The organism is Granulicella cerasi, assembly GCF_025685575.1.
Classification (GTDB): Bacteria; Acidobacteriota; Terriglobia; order Terriglobales; family Acidobacteriaceae; genus Granulicella; species Granulicella cerasi.
In genome coordinates, this window is record NZ_JAGSYD010000003.1 from 778,092 (window position 1) to 795,957 (window position 17,866).

12 protein-coding genes are annotated in these 17,866 nt (G+C 54.3%); 10 read left to right on the forward strand and 2 right to left on the reverse strand.

Going from position 1 to position 17,866, the window contains the following annotated elements; genetic code table 11:
- The first annotated feature begins 180 nt into the window (after positions 1 to 180).
- The 4 genes from OHL11_RS12780 to OHL11_RS12795 all read left to right on the forward strand — a co-directional run bounded on the left by OHL11_RS12780 (position 181) and on the right by OHL11_RS12795 (position 6,111).
- Positions 181 to 2,835: a TonB-dependent receptor domain-containing protein gene (locus tag OHL11_RS12780; protein WP_263371889.1), complete on the forward strand. Its 2,655-nt coding sequence runs from the start codon at positions 181 to 183 to the stop codon at positions 2,833 to 2,835.
- 69 nt (positions 2,836 to 2,904) lie between these two features.
- A complete protein-coding gene (locus tag OHL11_RS12785) occupies positions 2,905 to 4,152 on the forward strand; it encodes an alkaline phosphatase family protein (protein WP_263372075.1) in 1,248 nt (415 codons plus the stop codon).
- Positions 4,153 to 4,219: 67 nt separating this feature from the next.
- Positions 4,220 to 5,341, forward strand: a complete 1,122-nt coding sequence (locus OHL11_RS12790; protein WP_263371890.1) for a sensor histidine kinase — start codon at positions 4,220 to 4,222, stop codon at positions 5,339 to 5,341.
- Positions 5,342 to 5,352: 11 nt separating this feature from the next.
- Positions 5,353 to 6,111: a LytR/AlgR family response regulator transcription factor gene (locus tag OHL11_RS12795; protein ID WP_263371891.1), complete on the forward strand. Its 759-nt coding sequence runs from the start codon at positions 5,353 to 5,355 to the stop codon at positions 6,109 to 6,111.
- Between the two features lie 145 nt (positions 6,112 to 6,256).
- On the opposite strand, the gene OHL11_RS12800 is transcribed toward OHL11_RS12795, so the two are convergent.
- Positions 6,257 to 7,234 (reverse strand): tetratricopeptide repeat protein, encoded by a 978-nt coding sequence (locus OHL11_RS12800; protein ID WP_263371892.1) that lies wholly within the window; start codon positions 7,232 to 7,234, stop codon positions 6,257 to 6,259.
- Positions 7,235 to 7,528: 294 nt separating this feature from the next.
- On the opposite strand from OHL11_RS12800, the gene OHL11_RS12805 reads away from it, so the two are divergent.
- Genes OHL11_RS12805 through OHL11_RS12815 form a run of 3 tightly spaced genes read left to right on the forward strand, consistent with a single transcriptional unit; the run spans position 7,529 to position 12,205 of the window.
- Positions 7,529 to 10,273 (forward strand): TonB-dependent receptor, encoded by a 2,745-nt coding sequence (locus tag OHL11_RS12805; protein ID WP_263371893.1) that lies wholly within the window; start codon positions 7,529 to 7,531, stop codon positions 10,271 to 10,273.
- Positions 10,274 to 10,325: 52 nt separating this feature from the next.
- The gene (locus OHL11_RS12810) at positions 10,326 to 11,444 is read left to right on the forward strand and encodes a sensor histidine kinase (protein WP_263371894.1); all 1,119 of its coding nucleotides are present in this window, start codon (positions 10,326 to 10,328) and stop codon (positions 11,442 to 11,444) included.
- Complete coding sequence (locus OHL11_RS12815; RefSeq protein WP_263371895.1) at positions 11,435 to 12,205, forward strand: LytR/AlgR family response regulator transcription factor; 771 nt, start codon at positions 11,435 to 11,437, stop codon at positions 12,203 to 12,205. Before OHL11_RS12810 ends, OHL11_RS12815 begins: the two co-directional genes overlap by 10 nt.
- A 458-nt stretch (positions 12,206 to 12,663) precedes the next feature.
- Here OHL11_RS12815 and OHL11_RS12820 read toward each other — a convergent pair whose 3' ends face one another.
- Positions 12,664 to 13,353 carry an ABC transporter ATP-binding protein gene (locus OHL11_RS12820; protein WP_317890650.1) on the reverse strand — a complete coding sequence of 230 codons (690 nt, stop codon included), beginning with the start codon at positions 13,351 to 13,353 and terminating at the stop codon, positions 12,664 to 12,666.
- A gap of 472 nt (positions 13,354 to 13,825) precedes the next feature.
- On the opposite strand from OHL11_RS12820, the gene OHL11_RS12825 reads away from it, so the two are divergent.
- The 3 genes from OHL11_RS12825 to OHL11_RS12835 all read left to right on the forward strand — a co-directional run bounded on the left by OHL11_RS12825 (position 13,826) and on the right by OHL11_RS12835 (position 17,779).
- On the forward strand, positions 13,826 to 14,581 hold the full coding sequence (locus OHL11_RS12825) for an alpha/beta hydrolase (RefSeq protein ID WP_263371896.1): 756 nt from the start codon (positions 13,826 to 13,828) through the stop codon (positions 14,579 to 14,581).
- A 214-nt stretch (positions 14,582 to 14,795) separates the two neighbouring features.
- Positions 14,796 to 15,143 carry a PadR family transcriptional regulator gene (locus OHL11_RS12830; protein WP_263371897.1) on the forward strand — a complete coding sequence of 116 codons (348 nt, stop codon included), beginning with the start codon at positions 14,796 to 14,798 and terminating at the stop codon, positions 15,141 to 15,143.
- Positions 15,140 to 17,779 carry an ABC transporter permease gene (locus OHL11_RS12835; RefSeq protein WP_263371898.1) on the forward strand — a complete coding sequence of 880 codons (2,640 nt, stop codon included), beginning with the start codon at positions 15,140 to 15,142 and terminating at the stop codon, positions 17,777 to 17,779. Before OHL11_RS12830 ends, OHL11_RS12835 begins: the two co-directional genes overlap by 4 nt.
- The last annotated feature ends 87 nt before the right edge of the window (positions 17,780 to 17,866 follow it).

A 17,866-nucleotide genomic window follows, 5' to 3' on the forward strand; every position in this document is an offset into this window, starting at 1 on the left:
CCGCTTATAAGGACAGCTCCTTGCAAATCTCGCCGCTTTAGCGCAGAGCACTGGGATAGTAGCGCCATGTTGCTACGCGCGCTGATCTACCCATTCGTCCTATTTGCTGCTACCGCCCAAAGTGCAATGGGCGCTCAATCGGCGCCACCTTGTCTCGAACGAGCACGCGTTGAGGGAGCGGTGACCGACGCAACCGGCGCCTTGGTGCCCGGCGCAGAAGTGAAGATCGACGGAACTGACTCCGTGAAATCCGATTCTGCGGGACATTACATCTTCTCCTGTGTCGCCCCTGGCAATCGAGTCCTCTCGGTTACCGCGACTGGATTTGCCTCACAAACAGCGACTGTGGCTCTCCGCAGAGGTCAGACCGTAAGACTTAACCTCAAGCTCACGCTCGAAGAGGTGTCTTCCCAAATCGAGGTTCAGGCGAGGAGCACGGAGGGTGATCCAGGTGCAGGCGTTGGAACCACTACTCTAAACACAGCACAAATCCAGCAGCTCGCGGATGATCCTGACGATTTCCTGAGGCAACTTCAGCTCTTGGGAGGCAACGTTGGTGGCTCCGATGGAGCAACGGTGATTGTCGACGGGTTCAGAAGTGCCGGAACTCTGCCTCCGAAGAGCGCTATCAGTTCGATCCGCCTCAATCCGGACATCTTTGTCCCGGAATATCAATCCCCGCCTTGGCGTGGTGCGACGATTGAGATCTTCACCAAGCCTGGCTTGGACTCCTACCACGGAGCTTTGTTCCTGACGAACAGCAACGGCGTATTCAATGCAACGAATCCGTTCTCGAGTACAACAACGCCCGCAGGGAAGCAGCGGTATGGCTTCGAGTTGAGTGGTCCTCTTGTGCGACAACGCAGCGACTTCTCCTTGAGTTTGGAACACCGAGCGATCGACGAATTCAACATTGTCAACGCGGTGAGCCTTGACGCCCAAGGCAATCAGACTTCGGTTCGCGACACGGTTTCAGCCCCCCAAAGGCTCTGGATCGGTTCGGCTCGCGGGGACTGGCAGGTTTCGCCGCGCGACCTCGCGACAATCTCGTTCTCCTCGAACGTAAACAACCTCGGAAATCAGGGTGTCGGCGGCTTGGTTCTTCGTGACTCTGGATACTCCAGCGCTGTTAGTGAACACGATCTGCGTTTCACCAACAGCCAGCCTTTGAGTGCGTCATTCTTGCATGAAACGCGCATCGGCTACTCGTGGAAGCGAACCGAAGACGTTCCTTCCGCGACCACTACTTCTCTTCAGGTCTCAGGAGCGTTCACCTCAGGTGGAAGCACCTTGCAGCGCTTGAACAATCGAGAGCGTGATTTGGAGATTGACGACGATGCGATGCTCACGCGTGGAAAGCACCAGCTACGGTTCGGTGTACAGTCTCTCGGTCAATTCGTTCATGAAGACACACAAAATACGTTCAACGGGGCGTACATCTTCGGCGGCGGCAGCGGTCCGCAACTCGACGCTAACAATCAACCGACGGGCCGCACCATTTACCTATCCCCCCTTCAGCAGTACCAGCGCGCTCTGGCCGGGCTCCCTGGAGGGCGGCCTACTACCTACCAGATCACAAACGGAAGCCCGCTCGTGGCATTCACACAGTGGACTGTGGGCTTGTTTGCGCAGGACATCATACAGGCGACTCCTCGCTTCACCGTGTCGGCAGGACTCCGCTACCAGTTGCAGACCTCACCCACGAATGTCGGAAACGTCCTTCCTCGTTTGGGGTTGGCATGGTCTCCGGACAAGAAGCAGACTTGGACGGTCCATGCACGTGCAGGACTATTCGCTTCGCCGGTAGACATCTCTTTCGTCTCGGACGCATATCGGCTCAACGGTGTTCGTCAGCGGAGTCTCACGGTGTATTCACCTGAGTACGGTTCTCCCCTGACGCCGGTAACGGGCTCCGTATCGGTCGACTCCATCAATCGATTGGCTTTCAATGCCCATCAAGTCCCATCTTTCGCTTTGAGCGCTAGTGTGGAGCATGATTTCCCACACCATTGGCATGTTCAGTTGTGGGCGCTGGACGCCTTGGTGTGGGGCGCATACCGCATCAGGAACATCAACGCCCCAGAAGTTGCCTCGGAGATTGGGACAGCTCCTGACCCTATTTCAGCCGTGATGGCCGCTAGACCGTTCGCACCGAACCAAAACGTCTTCCAATACGAGAATTCAGGGCACCTCAAAGGACCTATCGTTGGAGGCTCCATTACGCAGCAAAGCTATAAGCACTTCGGTTTTACAGGCAGCTACAAGTTTCAGAATGTCTGGGCCGACGTTGCAGATTCGATCAACAGCCCGCAATCGGCCTACACAAACGCCGGGGAAAGCTCACACATTGAGTGGAATCATCGCAGCCAATTCGACTTCACAGGATTCGTTCTTCTGCCCTTCAAGATCAATCTCTCGTCGGTTCTCGATGCGCGCAACGGCGGGCGGTACAACTTCACGACAGGCACCGACAACAACGGCGATGGCATCTTCAATGATCGTCCGTCGTTTGCGCTCGGTACCAGCCAGGCAAATACCTTTCAGACCAAGTATGGGCTGATGACGACTGACACGATCAATGGGAATGTGCAGAGAAACCTCGGCATGATGCCCGGAACGATCCACCTCGACCTGAATGCTGCACGAGTCTTCCAGTTGCCTTCGAAGCAAAATCAGGCACCCAAGACAATCACCTTCAATGTACGAAGCGCAAATGTCTTAAATCACACCAACGTGCTCACGGTTGGAACGGTCGTCTCCTCTTCCAATCTTGGCAAGCCCGTTACCGCCGACACTGCACGAAGGATTGAGTTGGGGCTTCGATTCTCGTTTTAGCGATTTATTCCCGCGCGACATGCTTCGCCGCGCAGAGAGGACGATGTGATGAGGGTAGGTCTCTTGATTGTGGCGATGGTCATTGCCGTGGCTCTTCCAACTTGCGCCAACGCACAGCAGTTGGAAGTCATTCAGACATCGAATCGTGCGAACAGTGCTGATGCCAAACAACAGCCATACGTGGTGTTGGTGTCCCTTGACGGATTCCGCTTCGATTACGCACGCCGATTTCATGCAAAGCATCTGCTCTGGATGGCATCGCATGGTGCTTCGACGCGAGAGGGTATGATTCCCTCGTTCCCCTCATTGACGTTCCCGAATCACTACACCCTTGTAACCGGCCTCTATCCTGAGCATCACGGGATCGTACAAAATGGCTTTTACGATCCAGTCCGAAATGAGACATACGACGCTGGCGATCCGAAGACTTCACGCGACGGTTCTTGGTACGGTGGGGTTCCGCTATGGGTATTGGCCGCTCGTCAAGGCATGCGATCCGCCTGTATGTTCTGGCCTGGTTCCGAAGCAGAGATCGACGGCTACCGTCCTACGTACTACTTGAACTATGACGAACACATTTCTAACCGAGCCAGGGTGATGCAAGTCATGTCGTGGCTCGCTTTGAGGGAAGATCTGCGTCCTCATTTCATCACGCTCTATTTCTCCGACGCCGATGAAGTCGGACACAAATACGGCGTGGATAGCCCAGAACTAAAGACGGCAGTTCGACGGCTGGATAGTGATGTCTCTCTTCTCCTGGAGAAGGTGCGTAAGACACATCTTCCCGTTGACATTCTGGTGGTGTCCGACCATGGCATGGTCGACTATCGTGGCAACCTCGTCAATCTGGCAACATTCGGACAAGAAGCTGGGGCCGTCAAGCGCGTCGGATTGTTCCTGTATCCAGGGAGTGATGCCGAAGCCACATTGCTCTACAACGAGCTTTCTGGCAAGAGTCCGTTTTTTGATGTGTATCGCCGGGCGGCGGTACCAAACTACTTGCACTTCAACAGCAACGCGCGCTCGGGCGACCCAGTTCTGGTCGCTAAGGGACCGTATCGGATCAGTCGAGCACCACTTGGAGCCGAAACTAAGCCTTCAGCTCTAGGAAACCACGGTTATGATCCGCGACAGGTTCCAGAGATGAAGGCGAGTTTCTTTGCCGTTGGGCCGGGCATAGCGCACCTCGATCTGCCTTCTTTTGAGAATGTCGATATTTATCCGTTTGTCGCGCGTTTGCTGCATCTGGATGAGGGCAGAACGATGCCTGAGATCGACGGTTCTCTCCGAATCCTGGGCCGCGCACTTCGGAAATAAAAATGCGGACTATCATTCCCAATCACATGAGTATTAACCTCGTTAAAGGTGCTTCAAAGGGGGCATCATGAGCTTCAGAGAAGTGTCATTTGATGAACGAGTCGATCGACGGTCCACTTCGATTGCCCTCGCCGTCGTGATAGTCGCGACTGTCATCCTAAGCGTGATAACGGCAAATGAGTGCCACAGCACCTTTGTGACCCTGAACAAACAGGTTCCCTACGTGCCGTCGTTGATCTTTGGTTTCGTGATGTGGGCGTGGTGGGGCACCATCACCATCGGCTTATGGATTTTATCCCTTCGTCGCCCAAAGGTCCTGGCGTTCCGAGCGGCGTACCTCGGATTTCATACATTGATGGCTGTCGTATTGGCTGGCTGCCACCTCTTACTCATCCAAGCGACGATAGCTGTTGCTGGTTCCGTTTGGAACACATGGGGCGCCCTCTACGCCGCAACAAGCTACCTCTCGGTTCGCCGCTTTGGAATGGAACTCATCATTTATGGGTTTGTGTATGGGGCGTCGGGTTTCCTATACACCCACATGCAGAGGAGGCGCGAAGCCTTCACTCGTCTTGAAATCGAAAGGCAACTGACACAGGCGCAGCTAAAAGCACTTCAAATGCAGATGGAACCGCACTTCCTCTTCAACACGCTCAACTCCATCACTAGCCTTGTGACACAGGGCAGAAACATCGAGGCGAATCGGACCCTCTCTCATCTCAATACAATCCTCAGAACAACGCTTCAAAGAAAAGCGCCTGAAAAGGTCCCGTTCACCGAAGAGCTGAGGGTAGTAGAGAGCTACCTGGCTATCCAGCAGGTACGGTTTTCGGACCGCCTCTCGATAAGGATCGATGCGACTGAAGACGCGAGACAGTGTCTCGTTCCTTCGTTCATTCTGCAGCCGCTGGTCGAAAATGCGGTGCAGCACGGCATAGCTCATTCGGAAGCTGGCGGAATGATTGAGACGACAGCCAAGCGGATCGGAGACGACCTCTGGTTGCAAGTACGAGACAACGGCCTCGGCGAAGACTCGCCGCTGAGTACCGGACATGGCATCGGTCTTCGGAATACCCAGGAGCGCCTCGCATACTTCTACCCTGGTACGCACAGGCTGACGGCTGGTCCTCTCTCATCAGGAGGTTTTGAAGTCACGATTCAAATACCGTATGAGCAGGTGGTGGCATGACTCTCAGGACCGTGATCGTTGACGATGAGGTACTAGCAAGAGATCAGTTGCGCTCTCTGTTGGCCTCCCACCCTGACGTAGAGATCACAGCGGAGTGTCGAAACGGAGCTGAGGCCATAGCGTATCTGAAGGCGCATGCAGTCGATCTGCTTTTCCTGGATGTGCAGATGCCACGAATCGACGGGTTTCAGGTAGTGCAGGAAGTAGGCGCGGCTCACCTACCCTGCACCATCTTCACGACCGCATATCACGAGTACGCGGTGCGTGCTTTCGAGATTCATGCGATTGATTACCTGACAAAGCCTATAGAAGCGGAACGACTCAATCAATCCATCACTCGTGCTCGGGAACGACTTGCTGCCAAAGCTGCGATGACGACCAACGACCAACTCACAAATCTATTGCTGAGTCTTCAGTCAAACGGCGGATCTACTTCTGGGTTTGCGGAACGGTTCTTGGTCAAAGACGCCGAAAGAGAGATTCTGCTTGCAGTGGATCGGATCGATTGGATCGAGGCCGCAGAATATTACTGCTGCCTCCATGTGGAGGGAAAATCCTTCATGCTTCGGGAATCCATTTCAGAGATGGAGAAGCGGCTTAATCCCCGTAAGTTTCTGCGGATTCACCGTTCAACTATCGTCCGCTTGGAACGGATTCGGGAGATCCATCGCGAGAGCCAAACAGAGAGTTCGGTTGTCTTGAACGACGGACGCACGCTGCGCATGAGCCGGACAGGACGGCAAAAGCTAATGGAGTACGGACAAGTCTGAACTCAGCAAGCGCCTCGCTTGAGATCAATGGCCGGCTCTTCAGTCGCAAACTGTGTCCGCGCCCCGGTCGTCTTCACCTCCGCAGCGTGAAAGAACCAGCTTTACCTGGTATAGGAACAAGCTTCCAGCCACCCGCTCAAAAACCTCATGGAAGAGGATGGAAGCCCGTTGCTGTCGTTGTGCACTGGTTGCACTGATCTTGCTTTATCCGAGCCATTACAGCATCTGATTCTTTTTCAATGTGGGAAGCTTCGTTGAGATCCCCAAAGTCTCTGAGGAGGCTGGCATGCACGGTCTGGGTTTGCCAATATATGGCACTCCCTCTTCCAACCACATCCGCTTCTATACGCAATGCCTCTTCTATGTCGGAGAGAGCTTGCGTACCCTCATCCCTAGCAGCGAACGCCTGCGCGCGTAACGAGTATCCAAGTCCGACAAGGAAGTGCTGCCGTCCGTGTTTCTGTGTCCAACTGTTGATTGCGCGGCTCAAGTGTTCAATAGCTCTCTCTGTCTGACCATCATGTAACGCGATGGTACCGGCTACACTTTCCAGTGCAGCGAGATCATCCCCATCTATCGCCGGTGAACCCTTTGCTATCTCTTGTGCGGTCTTTGCATAACGCTTAGCTGTTCTGAAGTCGCCGCCATGAATGGCGATGACGGCCAGATTATTAGCGGTTCTTGCCTGCCCAACCTGATCGCCTAGTTCCCCATAAATCCGATAAGCGGACATGCGTAGCGCTCTGGAGACTTGGGGCGTACCTATCCAGTTTTCTACCGAACCGAGATTGTCCAAGGCAGAGGCGAGCTCTGCCTTTCCATTGGAGTCCTCTCGGAGAATCTGAATTGCCCTCTCATGGCAACGAGCAGCATCCCGGAAAAGTCCTGCGTCCTGGTAGGAGGCTCCAAGCAGATTCCATGCCTTGCCTAGTTCTACCGAAGAAGCTTCCTCTCCACTGTTCTGGAGAGCTGGCTGCAAGAGTGCAATGGATTTACGGCTTTCTCCACCCTCTCTGAGGCTGGACGCCCGCTTCAGGAGGGCAGAAAGGCTGTCCTGAGCGTGAAGTGGCGAAATCTGGATAGCGAGTATCGGGATGAACAAGAAGCGAAGGATGTTCTTCATCGCACGAGCTTCGCGCCTGCTAGAACATTCCCGCGGACTTTTGCAACGAATCGGACCCTAAGCCATACGAACGATGCATTCCGGCCTCCGAATGCAAACCAACCGGAGGATTCTTGGGACACGGCCGGCGAAATCAGAAGGAACTGTCTTTTGTTAGGTTCCTGAACGTCTACCTGACATTCGGCTTCACAGTTTCGACCGACAAATTGCACTTCCGATGCGTGCAAAGGATTCGTTCGTTGCAAACTCGGCCATATCCCCCGGCATTCTGGAATCTTGATTGCGGAGTGACAAATGGCCGTGCACAAACTTCTGTCGTTAGGGCTCGCTTTGGCCCCTCTGCTGCTTCCACCTTCGATACGTTCGCAACAGCCTTGCGCTAACGGAATCCACGTGGACGGCACAGTCACAGACACCACGGGCGCCGTAGTCCCAGGAGCGGAGCTTACGACGACCATCGGGGAGAGAACGACCTCAGATTCAATTGGTCACTACACGCTGACTTGTGTGACAGGCTCTTCGGCTTTGATCACAGCGCGAGCTACCGGATTCGCTGAAAGCAAGGTTCGCGTCCGCGGTCAGGTCGGAAGCGCCGTCCATATGAACATCGAACTGCGGTTAGCTTCTGTACAGCAGGACGTCGAAGTAAACGGCGATGTCCCTACTGCAAGCGAAGACGGAGCAGGCACGACCATGTTGAATGCTAAACAAGTTGAACAGCTTCCCGATGATCCGGATGATCTCTTGCGTGAGCTACAAATGCTTGCATCGACTAGCGGAGGAAGTCCGAACGAGGCATCTGTACTCGTGAACGGATTCCAAGGTTCGAGCATGGTGCCGCCGAAAAGTTCGATTGCTTCGATTCGAATCAACCCAGATACTTTCTCGCCTGAATTTCAATGGCATCGCAGCCGCATCGAGATCACAACGAAACCGGGAGCGGACAAGTTCCATGGCGCTCTGTTCTTCAACGACAGCAACAGCATCTTCAATGCAACAAATCCCTTCTCCACTACATCGACTCCTGCGGGAAGAAGACGCTATGGAGTTGAGCTGACTGGCCCAATTCGCCCCAAAAAGCTGGACTTCACCTTAGCTGTAGAGCGCCGCGAGATCGATGAATTCGATATCGTAAATGCCAAAGTGCTCGATTCTTCCTATAGCGTGACGCCGCTGCGCCAGACCGTAGCCACCCCCCAAAAGCTTTGGATCGGATCAGCACGAATTGATTCGCAGTTCAGCAAGAACGACATCGCCACGCTTTCCTGGTCCGCGAATGTCAACGACCAAGGCAATCAGGGAGTGGGCGGTCTCGTATTGCAGGAAGCTGGATATTCCAACAGAGTGAGCGAGTACGACCTGCGACTTCTAAACACCCTGACGCTTGGCACGAATACAGTACAGGAAACGCGAATCGGATTCGCATGGAAACGCAATCTGCAGAAACCGAATTCAACGTCACCGAGTCTTCAGGTTGCCGGGTATTTCACCGGCGGAGGGGCCATAAGCCAAAACCTAAACAATCGTGAACGTGATCTCGAAGTGGACGACGACGTGATCGCGACGCGGGGAAGGCATCAGTTCGACTTCGGCTTGCAGTCCATTACGAGCTTCGTTCATGCGTATGTCCCAAGCACATTTAATGGAGACTACGTCTTTGGCGGCGGAAGTGGATCGGAGCTGGACTCCGGCAACCAGCCAACTGGAGGCACGGTAAACCTAAGACCCATTGACCAATACGGGCGAGCGCTTCAGAATCTTCCGGGTGGAACTCCAACCAACTATCAAGTGACGATGGGAAATCCAGTGGTCCCCGTCACCCAATCTCAAGTGAGCCTTTACGCGCAGGATGTCATGAAGGTTCTACCGAATTTGTCCTTCACGTTTGGCCTCCGTTATCAGCTGGAGATTCATCCGAACAGCTTCCATAATCCTCGACCACGATTCGGACTGGTCTGGTCTCCCGACAAAAAGGCAACCTGGACGATCGGTGCGCAGGCAGGCATCTTCACGATCTGGGATACACCTGCCAACCTCCTCGAAGTCGAGCGACTCAACGGAAGCAGACAGTCGCAAATCACAGTTTATTCTCCCAGCTATAGAGCGCCACTTGTGCCTGTGCCGGGCTCGATTCAAGTAAACACAAGAAATCGGTTCGAGCCTGGGATCAGCCAAGCGCCTGTCTTTCAGTTTGCTGCCCGAGTTGCGCATGAATTCCCACACCATTGGTCGGGGCAGGTGTCGTATAGCTTCGGCGGTACATGGAACTCGTCACGCATCGTGAACATCAATGCCCCCAAACTTCCAAGCAGCATTGGAATAGCTCCCGATCCAACAGCGTCTCTGATGGCCCCGCGTCCTTTGGCTCCGAACCTGAACATCATGCAATATCAGAACTATGGCCACGGCCAGGGCGCTGTGTATGCCGCAACAGTGAAACAGAATAGCCTCAAGCGCCTGAATCTTAACGTTACTTATTGGTATTTGAACTTCAGGGAAAATCCGCAGACACCGCAATCGACCTACAGTACGCAGGGGGATTCAGCCCGTCCCGATTGGATGCGGCGAGGCGGAGTTTCTGGATTGGGTGTGCTTCAGCTCCCTTCGAGGTTCGAGCTGAGTATGCAATTTTCAGCGTTGCCGGGTCTGCCATACAACATCACAACGGGCACAGACGCGAACGGCGATGGAGTTTTCAATGATCGACCTTCCTATGCCGCTGCTGTCGGAACGGGCGTCTACAGCACGCCTTATGGTTTGATGACAACAAACACGGTCAACGGAACTGTGCCCTACAACGTAGGTACGATGCCAGGGTGGACGATCAACCTCGATCCGAACCTGCGGCGTACGTTCGTTCTGAACCCCAAAGACAGAGATCACCTGAGGACTCTCAGCTTGAACGTTCGAAGCTCCAATGTGCTGAACCATACAAACGTGACCACCGTGAATACGGTTCTCTCGTCTGGAACGGTTGGGCAGCCTATCGCCGCCGGCCCAGCGCGACGTCTGGAACTTGGAGCGAGGTTCGATTTCTAAATGCAACCGCAGCGACAGAAGACTAGAATTTTCTCAGGCCAGAGAGGCTATCATGAGTGACTCTAACGGCACGAAGCTTCTTCCAGTGCGACCCGGCGCGGCGCTTACCGTGGTTTCGTTAATCTCAGGAATTCTCGCGTTTGAAGTTGCAAGGGAATGCCATCAGAATCTTCAGTTAAGCGGTTTCCACGCGTCCTTCACGCCATCTCTTCTCTATGGATGCGTGATCTGGCTTTGGTGGATTCCGGTAACGATTCTGCTCTGGAACTTCGCCGCACGATGGCCGTCCATACTGAAGCCTTCAGCACGAATGATCGCTGCTCAACTCGCGATATCGGGAGCACTCGCAGCTGCTCACTTGCTCTTCATCCAATACACCGTCAGGTTTGCCGCCGCTGAATGGTCTAGTTGGGGAGATCTCTACAGAACGCATCGAGTGGATGATCCTGAGCACTTCGGTGTCGAGATCGTCATCTATGGATTCATCTATGGCATTTGCGCCTTCCTTTATTCGCGAATGCAGGGACGGAATGCCTTCGTGCAAAAGCTTGAGATAGAGCGCCAGCTTTCCGAGGCGCAACTCCAAGCCTTGCAAATGCAGATGGAGCCGCATTTCCTCTTCAATACTCTGAACGCCATCACAAGTCTTGTGTCGCAGCGCAAGACTGACGAAGCCATGGAAACGCTCGCACACCTGAATACGATCTTGCGGACGACGCTGCAGCGGCGGAGCCCTACCAAGGTCCCTTTTACTGAGGAACTCCAACTCGTCGAAAGCTACCTGGCGATTCAGAAGGTGCGTTTCGCGGACCGCATCGAAATCGATATTCAGACGACATCGGAGGCACGCAAGGGACTCGTTCCATCATTTCTTCTGCAACCATTGGTGGAAAACGCGGTGCGTCATGGGATCGAATCGAAGAAGTCCGGGGGGCGAATCGAAACACGAGCAGAGAAGCTTGGAGACAAGCTATGGATGAGGGTATGCGACAACGGGAACGGCACGTCTTCAGCACGTTCCCAAGGACATGGCATTGGGCTAAATAACATCAAAGAACGGCTGTCCTTCTTTTACCCCGATATGCATCAGCTCGAGATTGAATCGCCGCCCAACGGCGGCTATCAGGTGACCATCCAAATTCCGTTTGAGGAAGGTCCTGCATGCAATTGAAAGCTCTTATTGTCGACGACGAGCCGCTGGCGCGTGATCTTCTTCGCTCGATGTTGAAGAAACTCGACGATGTGGAAGTGGTCGGAGAGTGTGCAAGTGGTGATGATGCAGTGGAAGCGCTACAGAATCGCTCAATCAATCTCCTGCTACTCGACGTCCAAATGCCAGAGATGGATGGCTTCGATGTCATCGAGGAAGTCGGAGTCGAAGACCTACCACCGACGATCTTCGTGACGGCATTCCACGAGCACGCGGTGCGCGCCTTTGACGTCCAAGCGATTGATTACCTGACAAAACCAATCACTCTAGAACGGCTAGAACGGGCATTGCGGCGCGTCCGGGAGAAGCTGCTGATGCAAACGGCACAACTAACGCAGGAGCAATTCAAAACCCTTCTCAACAGTGTGCGTCCGGCAAGTGATCCACCCAAATCGTATGCTCAGCGTTTCCTAGTTCGTGATGGAGACAAAGAAATCCTGCTTCCAGTGTCAGAGATTGATTGGATTGAAGCGGATGCCTACTACAGCCGCCTTCACGTGACCGGGCGGAACTACATGCTTCGCGAGACGATTACGGATCTGAATGACAAACTCGATCCGAAAAATTTTGTACGGGTACATCGGTCTTCCATTGTGAATGTGGAGCGCATCCGGGAGGTTTACCGGGAAGGGCGCACAGATTCCTCGCTTGTTTTGAAATCTGGTGCGGTACTGAAGATGAGCAAACAAGGGCGTCAACGCCTGGTCGAACTCGGACGCTAGAGTCTTCAGGGCGCGTTGTGCAGAACTACAAGGATTGTTCAGTGCTTCACTGGAGGACGAACGTTACGCCGCTGCTTGATCTCCCTGATTCTGTTTCCTGTACTGCACGGGCCCTGCACACGCAAGTTGTTGCCCCGCAGCTTCGCGAACTGCTCCGTCTTACTGACTCATCCCTCACCGACAATCACGACGTTGATCGGCCCTGAAAAATCACAATTTGGACACGTGAGAACCCCCGTAGCGATTGCCAAATGCGAGATGTCATCGCCTTTGACCGCACGATCGCATTGGGGACACCTATGGATGTATTCCCACCGTTCTCTATCGTTTTCTTCGAGGCGATTCAAATGCGACGTAGTCATTTTGTACCTCTTGAGAACAACGGAGCCCCATCGTCTTTTTGAAGGGTGATCCAATGATTTGCTCTAGAGCGCCGGAAATGAGTACCGCGTTACGTACTACGCTGACATGGCGGAGTATTGAATCCTTCCGTCAAAGAGGCGCACTTGTCTTTCGGCGTATTCGGTAAAACGAGCGTCGTGGGTCACGATGCAAACTGTCATCCCTTCTTGATGGGCTTCATTCAGAAGTTGCATCACGGCATCGCCGTTCTCGGAATCAAGGTTTCCCGTTGGTTCGTCCGCCAGCAAGACGGAAGGCGATCCCGCCAGTGCTCGCGCCACGGCCACACGCTGCTGCTCTCCACCCGAAAGCTGTCCCGGATAGTGGTTTGAGCGATGGTTCATTCCGACGCGTCTAAGGGACTCGTAAACCCGATCCATCCGTTCATTGGTGCCCATCCCTCGCCGGTAGGAGAGGGGCAAAGCGATGTTCTCGCTAACGGTCATTTGGTCAATCAGATTGAAGCTCTGGAAAACGAATCCGATCTGCCGGTTTCGAATATCCGCAAGCTGCGAATATGAAAATTCGGAAGTATCCCGTCCATCAAAGATGTAGGTGCCGGAAGTCGGAGAGTCAAGGAGTCCGAGGATGGCAAGCAACGTGGACTTTCCAGAGCCGGAAGGCCCGCATAAGGATACATACTCGCCTCTGGCAATCGAGAGGTTAACCAAGGAAAGGGCGTGCGTTTCCACTTTGTCGGAGTGGAAGATCTTCGTTACGCCTTCCACTCTCATGTGAATGGCCAAGGCGTCTTCGACACAGGAGCGTTCGTTCCCATCTAGGCAAGATGCTTCGCGGCTGTTCACTCGCTTGATACCCACACAAGCAGCTTACAGGATTTTCCTGTTGTTTTCCAAAAGGACTCATGTCATAGTCCTTTTGGATACCTACAGGACCTCGATTCACATGACGAGCGCATGGACGCAGACAAGAATCCTCAATTTGCACACTCGGACACGTTGGCCCGAGATGTGCCTACTCCTTCTCCGGAGGGCTGTCACAGCCCATAGCGGGCGCTTCTGCGTACTTCTTTTCGTGGCGATGTCCTTCCTTGGGATTGCAAGTGCGTTGTGCCAAGCCCCTTGGAATCCGGGCCCAGGACATGATCAGATAGCCCTCTGGCCCAGCCTCCCACCGGATGCTCGGTCGAGCGACGGTCCGGAAACAGTTCAAACAACGGGAAAAGACTCGCTCGTTGCGGGCCGTCCATGGGTTGCGGTGGAGCACGTTTCGCGCCCCACGCTGACCGTCTATCAACCTCAGAAGAACAACTCCGGCGCAGCGATCCTCGTGTTTCCTGGAGGTGGATACAAAATTTTGGCGATTGATCTGGAAGGTACGGAAATATGTGATTGGCTGGTTGCTAAAGGCATCACCTGCGTCTTGCTGAAATACCGTGTTCCAGCACCTCGCTCGGCTCCGGACTGGGGCGCATATCCGCAGTCAGCAATGGCCCTTGAAGACGCGCAGCGCGCCATCAGTCTCGTTCGATTTCATGCAAAGGATTGGCGTCTGGACCCACACAAAATCGGTGTCCTCGGCTTTTCAGCAGGTGGCCATCTTGTGGCCGCAACGAGTGTTCACTATTCTCAGCGGCTCTACAAGACTGTAGATTCGGCGGATACAGCAAGTTGCCGACCCGATTTTGCCATTGCCCTCTATCCGGGCCATCTAGCCACCCATCCGGGGACGTGGGCTCTCAACCCGGACATCGCAGTGAGGATCACGCGAGAGACACCGCCGACATTCCTACTACAGAACGAGGATGATCCAGTGGACAGCGTTTGGAACGCTTTGACCTACTACGCTGCGCTCAAAGCACATGGCGTTCCGGCTGAGCTCCACTCCTACGCTCATGGAGGCCATGCCTTCGGATTGCGAAGGACAGCGGACGCCGCGAGCGATTGGCCGAGATTAGTGGAGACATGGCTAATCGGCCTCCACGTGATCTCGGCGTCATCATCTGGCTCGTGAACACGAGCCAGATGATGAACCCTAAACAGAAGCAGTTCAATCTCGGGCGAGAAAACGAAGGGGTAGAGGATGAAGGAGAGACAACAGAGAACGAACCTAGCGACCTATCCTTGATACAGCGGATTGTCGGGACTGCCACGGAAGCAAGGTTCGGAATCGACTTGGAGGAACGGGCAGCATATATGCGGATGCGAGCTATAACCGGGAGGAATTTGTGAAACAGAAGAAAGATGTGCAACAAGGTACTGTCGCCCTGATGCTACTCAAGACGCTTGAGCTTCTTGGCCCCTTGCATGGCTACGGAATCGCTCGTCGGATCGAGCAGATTAGTGGGGACAGGCTCTCCGTAAACCAAGGGACTCTTTATCCCGTCCTTCTCCGGCTTGAAAACGAGGGTGCGATTGCGTCCGAGTGGGGACCGTCAGAAAACAATCGCCGAGCGCGCTTTTACAAACTGACTCGTACGGGCCAGAAGCTCCTCGAAACTGAGAAAAAAGATTGGGAACAGACCGCGGATATCATTTCTCACTTCTTCAAAGTGAAGGCAGAAGACCTGGGATGAAGACGTTTCGCAGGTTCATTCGCAGATTGTCCAACTTCGTGCTTCGGAGGCGCTCAGACGACCGTCTCCGCGAAGAAGCAACATGGCACTTGGACATCCTTACGGAGGAGAATCTCCATGCGGGCATGACGCCGAAGGAAGCACGGCGCCAGGCCGCCATTCGTTTCGGCGGGATGAACGTGATACGCGAAGAGTACCGCGATGAAGAAAGCATTCCAGCGCTCGAAAATCTGCTTCTTGATGTCCGCTATGCAGTCCGTGTTTTGCTTATGTCGCCGACGTTCTGTGTAGTCGCCCTGCTTACGGTAGCCTTGGGGATTGCAGCGAACGTTCTAGTATTCGGGATCATCAACGCCGCCATACTCCATCCCCTTGACGTCAGTGATCCCGGAAATCTCTACCAACTTCGTCCTAAGGCAGTAGTTCGCGGCCATCTCCTCACAACTTCGTATCCCGCGTTTTTGGACTTTCGCCATCGGGCATCTTCGTTCGTCGATCTTGCTGCATATAACGGCTATTCAAGTGGAGAATTGAAGCTTGGCGCCGGCCAGATCAAAGTCTATGGATACGAAGTGACCGGCAACTACTTCGACGTGCTCGGAGTGTCACCGGCACAGGGACACCTCTTTCATGAAGATCCATCCAGCACAGCGGGCTCAGCCCCCTCGCTCGTCTTGAGCGATGCTTTTTGGCAACGGCAATTTCACGGGAAACCTGATGTCGTCGGCTCCGTCATCACCGTAGACGGCAAACCCTACTCCGTTATCGGCATCGCGCCGCCAGGGTTTCACGGGACTGAGCGGCTTGTTTGGCCTGACTATTGGATAAGGTTGTCCAACGAACTACAAGTAGGAAGCGAGAGCGCTTACCTTCATAGCAGGACAGAGCACGCAGTAACCGTCCTTGGACGATTGAAACCCGGCGTGAGCCCTGAACAAGGATCGAGAGAACTATCGGTGATCGCCATAGAACTCTCACGAGAATATCCTTTGACTGATTCCGCTGCCTCGTTCCGTTTGATTCATCCGGGGTTAGCGGGAGACGAGGGCAAGTCCATTCGAGGTTTTCTCTTCGCTCTAGGAACTCTAGTCCTATTGATGCTTGGTGCAATCTGCGCGAACCTGGCCAGCCTGTCGGAAGTTCGTTTAGCGGACCGCAGGAGAGAGCTTGCCATCCGAGTTGCACTGGGAACAGGCAGAGCGCGACTGATCCGACAACTGACGCTCGAATCCCTGTTGATCGCCATCATAGGAGGCGGCCTGGGACTACTCGCCGGGGTTTTTCTGCTTTCTTTTCTTAATCGTTTGGATCTTCCGCTTGGCCACCTCGCCATTCATTTAGAGCCCCGAATCTATGGAGTCGGTGTTGCTCTTACCTTGGTCAGTGCGTTGCTCTTCGGCCTAGTCCCTGCATGGCGAGCAACGCGCAGAAGCCCCTGGAAGATGATGACGGGTGTTCCGCGCCGCCCGCGCAGGCTGAGACAACTTCTTTCCAGTGATCTCTTCTTGTGTATTCAGGTCACGATCTGTTCATTCCTTATCATGGCGGGCTTTGTTGCCTTGCGTGGAACATTCCGCGCGCTCAATGCACCGCTTGGATTCGATCCTCATGGCGCTGTCATCGTGCATGTCGATTTGAGCCGTGTTCAATCAGGGAAAAACACGGCGCAGACCATTCTCGATGCTCTCTCTCGACTTCCCGGTGTGGCGGAAGTAGGGGCCATCAGCCGCTTGCCCATGACGGGTGGCTTGCATGGGAGCCCAGTCTTCCCGTCTGGTTCGTTGCACCTCCACGCAGACGAGGCCGCTTTCCGTGCATACGTCTTTTCGGTATCGCCAACATACCTGCGCGTCGCACGCACCCGGATCATAGCGGGTCTTGATAGCCCCAGCGGAAACGATTCGAGTGAGCAAGGTGCCGCAGTCGTCAACGAAGTATTTGCGACAAAGATGTGGCCGTCAAAAAATGCTCTTGGTCAGGAATTTATCTATGAGGGCCGACAGATTCGCGTCCTTGGAGTAACGGAAACCGGTAAATATCACGATTTGGAAGAAAGCCAACAACCGGTGTTGTACCTGCTGATGAGTCCTGTTTCTACAGAAGAGATGGAGTATGTGGCCCGGACCGCCCTAATGCCTCGCGACCTCGCGAGCCAGCTATCCCATTCTCTCAACACCGGCAACACGGATATTCCTATTGAAGCGCGCACCTGGGGCAGTGTGCTCCAAGGGGAAACCTTCCGCGTCCATGTAGCGATGCTGACTTTGGGTACCCTAGCTCTCCTCGCCGGAATGTTAGCAGTAACCGGCGTCTTCGGGACGGCGACTTACAGTCTCAGCCGCCGCATGAAAGAGTTCGGCATCTTCGTTGCGCTCGGTGCGCAACGTCCCGCTCTTCTTCAAGCGGCCTTGGGTCGAACCTTTGCAGTACTTATCGTGGGCACTCTGTCCGGGATGCTGCTTGGGGTTTTCACAGGACCATTATGGGGATGGCTTGCTTACGAAACACGGCCCAATGATCCCGTGGTCATAAGCGCAACGTTGCTGGCGATGCTCCTGCTCGGAACGCTGGCTTCCGTTCTGCCAGCCCGCCGCGTGTTGTTTGCTAACGCTGGCAAGCTACTACGACGCGAATGACTCCCGGCCCGCAATAGGGGCTGACGCTTCTTCAAAACCACAAAACTCTGGCGGCCCGGAGACAAAGCATTCCGGCCTATATACCCC

Coding starts and splice junctions, on each gene's coding strand:
- OHL11_RS12790 (WP_263371890.1), top strand. CDS start 4,220: ATGAGCTTCAGAGAAGTGTCATTTGATGAACGAGTCGATCGACGGTCC.
- OHL11_RS12800 (WP_263371892.1), bottom strand. CDS start 7,234: ATGAAGAACATCCTTCGCTTCTTGTTCATCCCGATACTCGCTATCCAG.
- OHL11_RS12805 (WP_263371893.1), top strand. CDS start 7,529: ATGGCCGTGCACAAACTTCTGTCGTTAGGGCTCGCTTTGGCCCCTCTG.
- OHL11_RS12810 (WP_263371894.1), top strand. CDS start 10,326: ATGAGTGACTCTAACGGCACGAAGCTTCTTCCAGTGCGACCCGGCGCG.
- OHL11_RS12815 (WP_263371895.1), top strand. CDS start 11,435: ATGCAATTGAAAGCTCTTATTGTCGACGACGAGCCGCTGGCGCGTGAT.
- OHL11_RS12835 (WP_263371898.1), top strand. CDS start 15,140: ATGAAGACGTTTCGCAGGTTCATTCGCAGATTGTCCAACTTCGTGCTT.